Source organism: Pseudoduganella sp. GW821-FHT12E03 (assembly GCF_058807115.1).
Window position 1 is genome coordinate 50,517 of the sequence record NZ_JBXAQJ010000005.1, and the last position, 12,171, is coordinate 62,687.

11 protein-coding genes are annotated in these 12,171 nt (G+C 62.2%); 2 read left to right on the forward strand and 9 right to left on the reverse strand.

What is annotated here, in order from left to right; all coding sequences use genetic code 11:
- Positions 1 to 3: 3 nt before the first annotated feature.
- The 6 genes from AC1RRC_RS13765 to AC1RRC_RS13790 are packed head-to-tail and all read right to left on the reverse strand — an operon-like array spanning position 4 to position 5,472.
- Positions 4 to 1,686 (reverse strand): sensor histidine kinase, encoded by a 1,683-nt coding sequence (locus tag AC1RRC_RS13765; RefSeq protein ID WP_493056050.1) that lies wholly within the window; start codon positions 1,684 to 1,686, stop codon positions 4 to 6.
- Between the two features lie 21 nt (positions 1,687 to 1,707).
- The gene (locus AC1RRC_RS13770; protein ID WP_493056051.1) at positions 1,708 to 2,004 is read right to left on the reverse strand and encodes a PP0621 family protein; all 297 of its coding nucleotides are present in this window, start codon (positions 2,002 to 2,004) and stop codon (positions 1,708 to 1,710) included.
- Positions 2,004 to 2,801 carry a cytochrome C assembly family protein gene (locus AC1RRC_RS13775; protein WP_493056052.1) on the reverse strand — a complete coding sequence of 266 codons (798 nt, stop codon included), beginning with the start codon at positions 2,799 to 2,801 and terminating at the stop codon, positions 2,004 to 2,006. The genes AC1RRC_RS13770 and AC1RRC_RS13775 overlap by 1 nt, the downstream gene beginning before the upstream one ends.
- A gap of 41 nt (positions 2,802 to 2,842) precedes the next feature.
- Positions 2,843 to 3,649: an ABC transporter ATP-binding protein gene (locus AC1RRC_RS13780; protein ID WP_493056053.1), complete on the reverse strand. Its 807-nt coding sequence runs from the start codon at positions 3,647 to 3,649 to the stop codon at positions 2,843 to 2,845.
- Positions 3,649 to 4,488: an ABC transporter permease gene (locus AC1RRC_RS13785; RefSeq protein WP_493056054.1), complete on the reverse strand. Its 840-nt coding sequence runs from the start codon at positions 4,486 to 4,488 to the stop codon at positions 3,649 to 3,651. Before AC1RRC_RS13785 ends, AC1RRC_RS13780 begins: the two co-directional genes overlap by 1 nt.
- 9 nt (positions 4,489 to 4,497) lie before the next feature.
- Positions 4,498 to 5,472, reverse strand: a complete 975-nt coding sequence (locus AC1RRC_RS13790) for an ABC transporter substrate-binding protein (RefSeq protein ID WP_493056055.1) — start codon at positions 5,470 to 5,472, stop codon at positions 4,498 to 4,500.
- Positions 5,473 to 5,657: 185 nt separating this feature from the next.
- Here AC1RRC_RS13790 and ffh point away from each other — a divergent pair, with 185 nt between their 5' ends.
- On the forward strand, positions 5,658 to 7,025 hold the full coding sequence (gene ffh, locus AC1RRC_RS13795; RefSeq protein ID WP_493056056.1) for a signal recognition particle protein: 1,368 nt from the start codon (positions 5,658 to 5,660) through the stop codon (positions 7,023 to 7,025).
- Between the two features lie 232 nt (positions 7,026 to 7,257).
- On the opposite strand, the gene AC1RRC_RS13800 is transcribed toward ffh, so the two are convergent.
- Positions 7,258 to 8,913, reverse strand: coding sequence for a hypothetical protein (locus AC1RRC_RS13800; protein WP_493056057.1), 1,656 nt, complete (start codon positions 8,911 to 8,913; stop codon positions 7,258 to 7,260).
- A 247-nt stretch (positions 8,914 to 9,160) separates the two neighbouring features.
- On the opposite strand from AC1RRC_RS13800, the gene AC1RRC_RS13805 reads away from it, so the two are divergent.
- Complete coding sequence (locus AC1RRC_RS13805; protein WP_493056058.1) at positions 9,161 to 9,529, forward strand: SWIB/MDM2 domain-containing protein; 369 nt, start codon at positions 9,161 to 9,163, stop codon at positions 9,527 to 9,529.
- 77 nt (positions 9,530 to 9,606) lie between these two features.
- Here the strand turns inward: AC1RRC_RS13805 and AC1RRC_RS13810 are convergent, their stop codons facing one another.
- Together AC1RRC_RS13810 and AC1RRC_RS13815 are read right to left on the reverse strand one after the other, a co-directional pair.
- Complete coding sequence (locus AC1RRC_RS13810) at positions 9,607 to 10,212, reverse strand: lytic transglycosylase domain-containing protein (RefSeq protein WP_493056507.1); 606 nt, start codon at positions 10,210 to 10,212, stop codon at positions 9,607 to 9,609.
- 83 nt (positions 10,213 to 10,295) lie between these two features.
- Entirely contained in the window at positions 10,296 to 12,020 is a 1,725-nt protein-coding gene (locus AC1RRC_RS13815; RefSeq protein ID WP_493056059.1) for a proline--tRNA ligase, read from the reverse strand.
- Positions 12,021 to 12,171: the final 151 nt, after the last annotated feature.

Consider the following 12,171-nt stretch of genomic DNA (forward strand, 5'->3'; position numbering starts at 1 on the left):
CCTTTAAGGTTTGGGCGTGGCGCCGGCAAACGTGATGACGAAGCGGCCGCTGGACTTGCGGCTGCCGTCGGCATGGTGCTCGGAACCGAAGCGGTATTCATAGTCCAGCATGGCTTCGTTATTCAAGCACAATTCGCGCGCCAGATACAGGCCCAGCCCCGTGCCCTTGCTGGACGTGGTGTAAAACGGTTCGAACAGGTGGGCCCGCACTTCCGGCGAAATGCCGGGACCATCATCCTGTACATGCAATTCCATGCGCCGCATGCTGTTCGTCACGACGAACAGCCGGATGCTGGCCGGTCCCGCGCTGGCATAGCGCACCGCATTGTTCAGCAAATTCAGCACCACTTCGCGCAAGTGCAGCGGATCGAAGCGCACCACGGCTTTCGGTGCATGCTGCAAATCGACGATGTCCGGCGCCAGGCCATGGGTTTCTTCGAATTCCGCCACCAGCTCGGCCAGGAAGTTGTCCAGCGCCAGCGGTTCGCAGTGCGGCTGGACCTTGCGCGACAGTTGCAGGATGTCTTCGACCATGCGGTTCACGCGCGCCACGTTGTCGCCCACGATCTTCAGCAGGCGCACATGCACCGGCGCCGTCAAATCCTCCGACAGCAGCGACGTCGCATGGCCGATGGCCGACAGCGGGTTGCGCACTTCATGGGCAATACTGGCGGTCAGCCGGCCCATCGACGCCAGTTTCAATTCCTGCGCCTGGTTTTCAATGCCCGTCACGTCTTGCAGGAAAATCACGCTGCGCTCCACGCCCAGCCCTTCCGTATCGACCGCCGCAAAGCGCACTTTCAAATGCGACACCATGTCGCGCCGCGCGCTCCAGGCCGCGGTGACTTCCTGCAGCGCGGGATCGGTATAGGGCTTGATGGTGACAAACGCGGTGGCCATGCTGCGGTCGGCATGCCATTCATCATACGCCTGGGCAATCGGCTGCAGCGACGGCGTATCGGCCAGCCGCGCGGCCAGTCCCAGCCCGGCCAGTCCCAGCATTTGCTGGGCGGCGGGATTGCCCGCATAGACTTCGCCCCGCCCTCCCACCACCACGATGCCGTCGCTCATGTGCGACATGACCAGCCGGTTGACGGCCTGCTGCACACCGATTTCCACGCCGCGCTGCACCGCCAGCTCTTCCTGGCCGATCAGTTTGGCCGCCATCCGGTTGACCACCACCACCATCGACAGGAACGCCGCACCAAACAGGCCCGATTGCAGCAGCGTCGGTTCCCCCTCCGTCCACACTTGCCACAGGCTGGCGCCCAGCATGAACAACGCCACCAGCGATGCGGAAAACAGCGCCAGCATCAGGGGCGCCAGGATCGCCATGCCGGCCAGCGGGAACAGGTACAAGATCGCCAGTCCGCTGCGCAAGCCGCCCGCGCCTATATATAAGAGGGAAATAATCGACAGGTCGCAGGCGATCTGCGTCAGCAACTGCAGCAGGAAGCGCTTGCGCACATAGGTGGTAATCAGGACGAACGCCACCGCCAGCAGCAAATACGACAGGCACGCCTGCAGGTAGACCGAATGCCCGACCAGCAGCGGCATGCTGCGCGCGTCGAGGCTCTGGTAAATCAACAGGACGATGGCAATCACCACCCGCGTGCCATTGAGCGCATCGAGCGAGCGCCAGAAGGTGGCGCGCGAGGCGCTGGCGTGGCTGATCAGGAAGTGCAAGCGCGCCACCACGTGGGGGATTTACAGGGGCGCCAACTGGGCATGCGCGGCGCTGCAGTAATCACGGCCGGCCGCCGGCACATTGTCGGAAGCGGGGAAATACACGCCACAGTGGGCGCAGCACAGCATGGTCTCGGCATTGGCCACCGCTTCGGCGCGGGCCCGCGCCGCCTGGGTGGCCGCCCCTTGCGCGCGGCCAGGCGGCGGCTGGACCGGCTCCGGCGGTTGCTGGTGGCGCTTGGCCGCCTGCCGCAGCTTGCTGCGGATAGCCGCCACCACCAGCACAGCCAATGCAATCCAGAACAACAAACGCGACATCAGACGACTCCTCTATGCAACACGACTTCCAGCACAAAACGGCTGCCAACATACGCCAGCAGCAAGGTGGCGAACCCCGCCAGCGTAAAACTCAGCGCGGTCTTGCCGCGCCAGCCACGGAAATGGCGGCCCGCCAGCAAGGCGGCAAACAAGATCCACGACAGCAGGGTGAACACGGATTTATGATCCCACTTGAGCGCCTTGCCAAACAATTCTTCCGAAAACACGATGCCCGACAGCACCGTCAGCGACAGCAGCACGAACCCCAGGGTGATCATGCGGAACAACAGCTTTTCCATCGTCAGCAACGCCGGCAACTGGTCCAGCGCGGACGACAGGAAGCCGCCGCCCTCGTTGCGCGTATGCAGCCGCGATTCCTGCAGCGCCATCAGCACCGCGTGAAACGCGGCAATCGTCAGCGTGCTGTAGGCCAGGGTGGCCACCGCGATATGCCAGCCCAGCATGGCCGTCCCCAGCGGCACCAGCGCGCCGGGGAACAATCCCTGCAGCGCGACCGCCACCGCGGCGGCCGGCATGACCAGGCGGCGCAAGCCATCGAGTGAAAAATTACGGTTTTCCAGCCAGTACGCGCCGACGGAAATCCACAGCGCGGACGACAGCATGGTGGCAAAGCCAATGCGCAGGAAACCCGGCGTCAGCACCGCCAGCCACAGGCTGGCGCCGTGCAGCAGCCAGGCCACGGCGGTCGCGGTGGAGATCGCCGTGGCCTGCCGCGATGGCAGGAAAGCGCAGACAACATACAGCAACGTGGCTGCAATCAGGAAAATGGTTTGCATAAGGGTTTAGTTTACCATCGCCTGCCCGTGCAGGTGCGGGCTCAGTCGACAGCGGCCATGCGCAATTCATCGTTGTGGTGGCGTTGCTGCTCTTCCATCACCAGCATGCCCAGCTCGCGCTTGAGGTCATTGAAGGCCGGATCGGCCGGGTCGCGCGGGCGCGCCAGCTCCACCAGTAAATCGCGTTTGACCGTGCCGGGGCGGTACGTCATCACGACAATGCGGTCGGCCAGGTAAATCGCTTCCTCGATGCTGTGCGTGACAAAAATGATGGTCTTTTTCAATTCCGCCCAGATCCGCAGCAACTCATCCTGCAGGTTGCGCCGTGTCAGCGCATCGAGCGCGCCAAACGGCTCATCCATCAGCATGACCGGGGAATCAAGCGCCAGCACGCGGGCGATCGCCACCCGCTGGCGCATGCCGCCCGATAAATCCTTCGGGTAGCGGTGGCGGAAATCATGCAGCGACAGCATGTGCAGCAGGCGTTCCACGGTGGCGGCGATCTCCGCTTTCGCCATGCCCTTGATTTCCAGGCCGAACGCGACATTGTCTTCCACCGTCATCCACGGGAACAGCGCATATTCCTGGAACACCATGCCACGCTCCGGTCCCGGTTCCAGCACCACGTTGCCGTCGGCGACAATCTCGCCGCTGGTGGGCAGCGCGAAGCCGGCGATGGCGTTCAGCAAGGTGGACTTGCCGCAGCCGGACGGCCCCAGCAAGCACACGAACTGGCCGCGCGGGATGTCCAGGTGGATGTCTTGCAGCGCCACCACGTCGCGCTCCGCGGTCTGGAAGATTTTGCTGACGTGGTCGATACGGATATGAGGGTTGCCGGTAGTGCTCATCAGTGTTCCAGTCCCCGGTGCCAGCGCAGCAGGTAATTGTTCAAGCGGTTCATGGCCACGTCGATGGCCAACCCCAGCAAACCAATCGTGATCATGCCGGCAATGATCTTGTCCGACCAAAAGTATTCGCGCGCTTCCAGGATCCGGAAGCCCAGGCCATTGTTCACGGCAATCATTTCCGACACGATCACCACGATGAAGGCGGTGCCGATGCCGATCCGTACGCCCGACAGGATATACGGCACGGCGGCCGGCAGCATCACGCGCAGGAACAGGGTGGTGCCGGAAGCGCCCAGGTTGCGGGCCGCTCTAATATAGATGCCGTCGACCTGGCGTACCCCCGCGATGGTGTTCATCAGCACTGGGAAAAACGCCCCCAGTGAAATCAGGAACACGGCCGGCGGATTGCCCAGCCCGAACCACAGGATCGACAGCGGGATGTAGGCGATGGGTGGAATCGGCCGCAGCAATTGCACCAGCGGGTTCATCCACGCATACACGCGGGGGCTGGCCCCCATCAGCAAGCCCAGCGGCAGCGCCAGCCCGGCGCCGATCGCAAAGCCGACGCCGACGCGGTACATGCTGCCCAGCGCGTCGTGGATCAACTCGCCCGAGACGGCCCAGGCCAGCCAGCCGCCCTGCCCCGCGTCATAGGGCTGCAGCGGCAACAGGTAGGCAATCCATTTCTCCACCACCGCCAGCGGCGCCGGCAACACTTGCGGGTTGACCCAGCCATTCATCGCCACCACTTGCCAGATGGCGATGGCAACGGCCGGGACCACCATGCCGATGCCCGCTTCCTTCCAGGTACTCCGCGACGGATTACGCGACTTCGCCATCAACGCTCCTTATTTGACACCCAGGCTTTTCTTGGCGGCATCGAGCATGTCAGTCTTGACCCACTCTTTCGCCACCGGCGGACGCGCCATGCGGCCGACGCCGGTTTTCACCATGACGTCCGTGGTGACCTGGATGTGTTCCGGCGTGATGTCATAGGAATAAGGCGAATTGCTGATGGCATCCTGGAAATCGTCGCTGGTGATCTGGCCTTTGAAGACCACGTCGCGCACATACTTTTCCGCTGTCGCCGGCTGGTCGATAAAGGTCTTGGTGGCTTCGACAAAGCAGCGCATGAACTTCTCCGCCACCGGCCGCTTCTCTTTATAGAATTTCTCCGTCATCACCATGGTCCGGATCGGCTCGCCGATCGGCGTGTCATACGGTTTCAGCATTTCCGTGCCAAAGCCCTTGTTGATGGCTTGCGACGATTGCGGCTCCGACTGCATCATGGCGTCGATGTTCTTGCCCAGCAGCGCCTGGTTTAAGTCCGCATAGGCGAGGAACACCAGTTGCACATCCTTGCCTGGCTGGTCGGACGCGGTCAGGCCGGCCTGCTGCAATTCCGCCAGCAACAGCACTTCCTGAATCCCGCCGCGTGTCACGCCGACTTTCTTGCCTTTTAAATCTTTCAACGATTTCATTTTCAAGTCGGCGCGTCCCACCAGCCGCGCACCGCCCTTGGCAAAGCCCGCCACGACAACGATCGGCGCGCCGCCCGCGCGGCCGGAAATCGCCGCTTCCGACGCGGTGGTGCCGACATCGAGTTCGCCGGCAATGATGGCCTGCATCACGTCCAGCCCCTTGGCGAACATGTGCTCTTCGACCTTGATACCGCACTTGGGGGCGATTTCCTTGATGTACGACACCGCGCCATAGTGGGCGAATTTCAGGTTGCCGAGGCGGACCACATCCTGTGCCTGGGCAGAACCGGCCAGCACCAGGGCCGCCGCCAGCAGGGTTTTTACAAATACTGTCTTCGTCATTGCTTTATGTCTCCAAGGAATAGTCAACCAGCCGAATCAGATTGTGAACAGATCATACCAAGCACTAATAGATATAAAGCAAGAAAATCAAAAAAACATCGGCTACCGCCGTCACAAACATGGGAAAGGCGGCACAGAGGGATTCAGGTAAAATGACGGGATTTTGCACCCTCTATATATAGACAATGCTAGACAATCTGACTCAACGGCTTGCCAAGGTCGTCAAGACCATGCGCGGCGAGGCGCGCCTGACCGAAGCCAACACGGCGGAAATGTTGCGCGAAGTGCGCATGGCGCTGCTGGAGGCGGACGTCGCCTTGCCGGCCGTGCGGGAATTCATTGCCAAGGTCAAGGAAAAGGCCATGGGCGAAGAAGTGCTGTCCTCGCTGACGCCGGGCCAGGCCCTGGTCGGTGTGGTGCAGCGCGAAATGGCGGCGCTGATGGGCGCCGACCTGGGCCCGGAAGCGACCCAACTGAGCTTTGCCCAGCAACCGCCGGCCATCATCCTGATGGCGGGTTTGCAAGGTGTGGGTAAAACCACCACCGTCGGCAAGCTGGCCAAGTACCTCAAGGAAGAAAAGAAAAAGAAAGTGCTGACGGTATCGGCCGACGTTTACCGTCCCGCCGCGATCGCCCAGCTGAAAACCGTGTCCGGCCAGGTCGGCGCGGACTTTTTCCCGTCCACACCGCAAGACAAGCCGGTCGATATCGCCCTGGCCGCGCTGGACTGGGCGAAAAAGCATTACCACGACGTGCTGATCGTCGACACTGCCGGCCGCCTTGGCATCGATGAAGAAATGATGAAAGAGATCGCCGCTGTGCACGGCGCGATCAAGCCGATTGAAACCCTGTTCGTGGTCGACGCGATGCTGGGCCAGGATGCCATCAACACCGCCAAGGCGTTCAACGATGCGCTGCCGCTGACCGGTATCGTGCTGACCAAGCTCGATGGCGACTCGCGCGGCGGTGCGGCGCTGTCGGTGCGCCACGTGACGGGCAAGCCGATCAAGTTTGCCGGCGTGTCGGAAAAACTGGACGGTCTGGAACCGTTCGACCCGGCCCGCATGGCCAGCCGCGTGCTGGGCATGGGCGACATCATGGCGCTGGTGGAAGAAGCGCGCAAAGGCGTCGATTCAAAAGCCGCGGCCGACCTGGCTGCCAAGGTCAAGTCGGGCGGCAAATTCGACATGAACGACTTCAAGGCGCAGCTGGGCCAGATGAAGAAAATGGGCGGCATGGCCAGCCTGGTGGACAAACTGCCGGCGCAATTCCAGCAAGCGGCCGGCGGCGCCAACATGGACCAGGCCGACAAGCAGGTGCGCCGCATGGTCGGCATCATCGATTCGATGACGAAGGCCGAACGCGCCAAGCCGGAACTGATCAAAGCCACCCGCAAGCGCCGCATCGCGGCCGGCGCCGGCGTGCAGGTGCAGGAAGTGAACCGCATGCTGAACCAGTTCGAGCAAATGCAAACCATGATGAAGAAACTGTCCGGCGGCGGCATGATGAAAATGATGCGCGCCATGAAGGGCATGATGCCGGGCATGCGTTAAGCATAGCCTGAGATGAGGCGCCCGGCCTGAAGGCCCGGCACCTGTGCCGACCCTCATGAAAACGGCCCGGCCGCGTAAGCCGCCGGGCCGTTTTGTTTGCGGCCGCTCCGGGGCATTGTTCCGTAGGGCGGTTTTGCCAAAGGCAAAGCCGCCATGCCTGCGCCGCCACCAGCATATGCCGCACCGGCTCGCATGCATGGCGGCTTTCGCCTGCGGCGAAAACCGCCCTACATCAAGCTGCGGCCGCAGTACGTGCCACACGCCGGCGCCGATGCAGCCACCCCGCCATGCCAATCACAGCCCCCACGATCACCGCCACCGGCCACGGCACCAGCGCCGGCGCCGCCACCGGCGTCACGGCCGGATCGCGCAAGTCGTCCGGGAACGGCCGCGCACCGACCGGCACGATTTTCCAGTCGGCCTGGTCCGGCGGCGTGCGCTGCATGAATTCATCGAACGAAAACACCGGGTTCGATCCCATCACACGGCTGGACGGGATTTGCGGTATGCGCACCAGCACCAGCGCCTCGACATCGCTTTGCAACTGTTTTTCAAAGCCGCTCAAGGAACGGGCCATGCCGGCACGCGCCCCCACCAGTTGCAGCAAATCCTCACCCAGCGCTTCAAACGCGACCGCCGGATACAGCCGCACCTGCTCTTCGGTCAGGTAGTCATAAATCTTGCGGCCACTCTCCAGGCTCAGGTCCCTGGCGGCCAGGTAGGCATACGCGCCCACGGCTTTCAACTGGCTGGTGGGCCCGCGCTCCGGCAAGTTCCAGCCCAGCGCCTTGAACACATCGACACTGATGCCGGCGCAATTGGATTGCGCGTGGCGGTAATGAAAATCATGCCGGTAAAAATGGTTGAACACGCGCTGCACCCCGCCCTGGTAAGCCACCGCCGTCCGGGGATGCTTCAGTACCGCCACCAGCATGTACGACGGCCGGTAGTAACTCTGGCCGCTGTTCACATCCATCAGGTAGTTATCCATCGTCACCGGCGCGGCAATGGTGCCCTTTTCACTGAACGAATCGAGGTTGTAGAAATTGTTGACGATCCAGTCCGACCACTCGCCACGCCGGCCCAGCTGGCCGGTGGCGATGGCGAAGTGGCCGCCGAAGGCTTCATCGTCATCGCCCTGGGCGCCATTGAGCATGATGCCGATGGCGGCCTTGTCCTGCCATTGCCGCGCCTGTCCCGGCGTACGCTCCCACAGCAGGCGCGTGGCGTACGGGCTGGCGGCGCCGCCGCCGTCGGCCTGCACCAGCGAGCGCAGCGTTTCACCCGGCGCCAGCGGCTGCGCCGCAAGTTTCGCGCCATCGATGGTGAAGTCCTTGGGCCACACCGTACGCGCGACAAAGGCTTGCTGCTGTTCCACATAGGCGCCCCGCATGCGCACCGGACGCTGCGCAAAGAACGCCGTGGTCTTGCCATCCCAGAACGAGCGGTTGCTGGCGATTTTCGGCGTCAAATGAAAACCGGTTTGTCCGCCGTCGGCGCTGCGCAGCACACCGCCTGCGGGCAGGATGGCGGCATCGTCGAGGATATGGGGCGCGGCCAGCCAGACCAGACCCGGATACGCCAGCGCACCGGTCTGGCCGGTGGAGGCCCAGTCGCGCACATCGCGCATGATGTCGCCGGTGGCGGCATGCGACGACAGCGCCTGCGCACCCAGCGGCACCGCCAGCGTCTGGTCACGGAAGTACCACAAGCCTTGCTTCAGCGTCGGACAATCGGTGCAATGGCCGGTGGCGACGCGGAAGTGCCCGGCAGGCAGCAAGCCCAGCCGCTCGCCGGACAACGCATCCTTCAATCCGCCAGGCCCTGCGGCAACGGCCGGCAGCGCGGCCGACATGGACAGCGCGGCAACGGACAGCATTCGATTCATGAAGCACCCCGTCAAAGTTATGAAATTGGCAAACTACACAATTTCCCGTTGCCACGCCACTGAAATGTGCAGCGATGGCCTGTAACGCCGGTGAATGCACGGATTCCACAGTGAAAGCCCTTTCCGTATCGTTTCCGTGAAAAAACACGAAAAACACTTGCATACTGAGCAAACCCCCGCCAATATTAGCCGTGCGATTGAATTGCGCAACTATTACAGTGACAGTGTTCGTTAAGGAGGCTCGAAGATGGCAACAGCCAAGAAAACCCCAGCAGCACCAGCAAAGAAAGCGGCGGCGGCCAAGCCTGCAGCCAAAAAAGCGGCACCCGCAGCAAAGCCTGCAGCCAAAGCAGCGGCGCCGGCACGCAAGCCTAACGCAGCCTTCATGAAAGAAATGAAGCCATCGGCAACGCTGGCTCCAGTGGTCGGCGCCAACCCGCTGCCACGCACGGAAGTCACCAAGAAAGTCTGGGAATACATCAAGAAGCACAACCTGCAAGACGCGGCAAACCGCCGCATGATCAATGCGGACGACAAGCTGAAAGCCGTCTTCGGCGGCAAAGCCCAAGTGTCGATGTTCGAGATGACCAAACTGATCTCCGACCACCTGAGCTGATCGCTGCGCGTTGCGCAACGCACGCCAAAAGCCCCGATGCCGCAAGGCCCGGGGCTTTTAACTTTTTGGAGAGCCGGTCAGGGTGACGCGGCCAAGGTGACGCCCGCGCCGGAACTGTGCTTCCACTTGTTCCACGCCGCCAGCACCGCATTCGGGTACTCCGGCTTGCCGCGCGAACCGTTATAGCGGCCCAGCGCCAGGAACAGATTACCCTTTTCCATGTCGATGTACATGCGCAGGATGGCGCAGCCATAGCGCAAATTGGTCTGCATGTTGAACAGCTTGCGGCGGTCGGCGTCGCCGATCACGTTGGTCCAGAACGGCATCACCTGCATATAGCCGCGCGCCCCCACCACCGACACCGCGTACTTGCGGTACGCCGATTCCACCTGGATCAGTCCCAGCACCAGGCCGGGATCGAGCCCGGCCCGCTTGGTCTCGTACCACAGGGTTTCCAGGAATTCCGTGCGCACCTGGTCGTCCGGCAGCTTACGCTGCAGGCGTCCGGACAAATCCGCGAACCAGGTCTCGTAGCGCTGCCGGTCCGACACATTGGCAAAGGCGGGTTTCGGCGGGCGCGCATCAAGGATGGCGTTGGACAGCGCCAGCCGCACCGAGTCGGCCAGCGCTTCTTCCTGCTGGTTGCCGGCAAAGCCGTACGGCGCCGCCAGGATCCCGGTCATCAGGGCCAAGCTGTACCACCAGCGCTTGGGAAGCGCCCGGAGTTGGCGCCGGTCGGCGCCTGGCCGCTGGTGGTGTCGCCTGTTCACGGCTGTACTTTGCCTTTGATGAAGTTGATGATGTCGGCCACCGGCACGGCGGTCGCTTCGGTATCGCGGCGGCCCTGGTATTCCAGGTTGCCTTCCTTCAGGCCGCGCTCGCCAATCACGACGCGGTGCGGCACGCCAATCAATTCCCAGTCCGCGAACATCGCGCCCGGACGCAGGCCACGGTCATCGACGATGACGTCGATGCCGGCCGCTTCGGCCGCCGCATACAGTTTATCGGTCTCTTCCTTGACCATCTCGCTGCGGTCATAACCCATCGGGCACAGCACCAGTTCAAACGGCGCCAGCGAGGTTGGCCAGATGATGCCCTTGTCGTCGAAGTTCTGTTCGATCGCGGCGCCCAGGATACGGGTCACGCCGATACCGTAGCAACCCATTTGCAGCGGCGCTGCTTTGCCTTGCTCGTCCAGGTAGGTCGCGTTCATCGATTGCGAATACGCGGTGCCCAGCTGGAACACGTGACCCACTTCGATGCCGCGCTCGATCGCCAGCACGCCTTTGCCGTCCGGCGAGGCGTCGCCTTCCACCACGTTGCGCAAGTCGGCGACGATCGCCGGCTCGGCAATGTCACGGCCCCAGTTGGCGCCGGTGTAGTGGTAATCCGCTTCATTGGCGCCGGTCACGAAGTCCGACATCAGCGCCACGGTGCGGTCGGCCACCACCGTCACAGGCGCCTTGGTCCCGATCGGGCCCAGGTAGCCCGGCACGCAGCCGTAGACTTCCAGGATTTCCGCTTCGGTCGAGAAACGGTGGTTGGCCAGGCCCGCGACCTTGCCGACCTTGATTTCGTTGAGTTCATGGTCGCCGCGCAGCAGCAGCATGAAGTACTGCTTCTTGCCGTCTTCGCCTTCCACCGTCAGCGCGATGGTTTTCAGCGTGTTTTTCAGGTCGATGCCCAGCAGCTTGGCCACATCTTCGCACTTTTGCGCTTTCGGGGTCGAGGTTTTGACCAGCGCGCCGGACGCCGCGGCGCGCGTGCCGGTGGCCACGGCTTCCGCCGCTTCCATGTTGGCCGCGAAATCCGAGGTTGGGCAATACACCAGCGCATCTTCGCCGGTGGAGGCGATCACGTGGAATTCATGCGAACCGGTGCCGCCGATGGCGCCATTGTCGGCCGCCACGGCGCGGAACTTCAGGCCAAAGCGGGTGAAGATCTTGGTGTAGGCGTCAAACATGATCTGGTAAGACTTTTGCATGCCTTCCAGGTCGCGGTCGAACGAATACGCATCCTTCATGGTGAATTCGCGGCCACGCATCAAGCCGAAACGGGGACGGCGTTCGTCGCGGAATTTCGTCTGAATGTGGTAAAAATTCAACGGAAGCTGCTTGTAGGATTTAATTTCCGAGCGAACAACATCGGTGATGACTTCTTCCGACGTTGGCTGGATCGCGAACTCGCGGCCATGGCGGTCTTTCACGCGCATCAATTCCGGGCCCATCTTGTCCCAGCGGCCGGTTTCCTGCCACAGCTCGGCCGGCTGCACCAACGGCATCAGCAACTCGATGGCGCCGGATTTGTTCATCTCTTCGCGGATGATGGCTTCGACCTTGCGAATCACTTTCAGGCCCATCGGCATGTAGGTGTAGATACCCGAACCGAGGCGCTTGATCATGCCCGCACGCATCATCAGTTTGTGGCTGACGATTTCAGCATCGGACGGAGCTTCTTTGAGAGTTGAAATAAAAAATCGTGAGGCGCGCATACGTTGAATTCTTTTTCAAAAAGAGAGAGTTATAATCAACCTAATTTTAAAGGATTAGCTGGCTGATGCGTCCAAACTTTATACAAATGCGTTCATTGGATGGCTTGCCGGCCGTTGCCGTACCACGGCGGCGGTGTCGGCGCGCAGGTTT

What these genes read in the sequence shown, in the direction of transcription:
- AC1RRC_RS13770 (WP_493056051.1), bottom strand. Translation starts at nt 2,004, where the DNA reads ATGTCGCGTTTGTTGTTCTGGATTGCATTGGCTGTGCTGGTGGTGGCG.
- AC1RRC_RS13775 (WP_493056052.1), bottom strand. Translation starts at nt 2,801, where the DNA reads ATGCAAACCATTTTCCTGATTGCAGCCACGTTGCTGTATGTTGTCTGC.
- AC1RRC_RS13780 (WP_493056053.1), bottom strand. Translation starts at nt 3,649, where the DNA reads ATGAGCACTACCGGCAACCCTCATATCCGTATCGACCACGTCAGCAAA.
- AC1RRC_RS13785 (WP_493056054.1), bottom strand. Translation starts at nt 4,488, where the DNA reads ATGGCGAAGTCGCGTAATCCGTCGCGGAGTACCTGGAAGGAAGCGGGC.
- AC1RRC_RS13790 (WP_493056055.1), bottom strand. Translation starts at nt 5,472, where the DNA reads ATGACGAAGACAGTATTTGTAAAAACCCTGCTGGCGGCGGCCCTGGTG.
- ffh (WP_493056056.1), top strand. Translation starts at nt 5,658, where the DNA reads ATGCTAGACAATCTGACTCAACGGCTTGCCAAGGTCGTCAAGACCATG.
- AC1RRC_RS13800 (WP_493056057.1), bottom strand. Translation starts at nt 8,913, where the DNA reads ATGAATCGAATGCTGTCCGTTGCCGCGCTGTCCATGTCGGCCGCGCTG.
- AC1RRC_RS13805 (WP_493056058.1), top strand. Translation starts at nt 9,161, where the DNA reads ATGGCAACAGCCAAGAAAACCCCAGCAGCACCAGCAAAGAAAGCGGCG.
- AC1RRC_RS13810 (WP_493056507.1), bottom strand. Translation starts at nt 10,212, where the DNA reads ATGACCGGGATCCTGGCGGCGCCGTACGGCTTTGCCGGCAACCAGCAG.
- AC1RRC_RS13815 (WP_493056059.1), bottom strand. Translation starts at nt 12,020, where the DNA reads ATGCGCGCCTCACGATTTTTTATTTCAACTCTCAAAGAAGCTCCGTCC.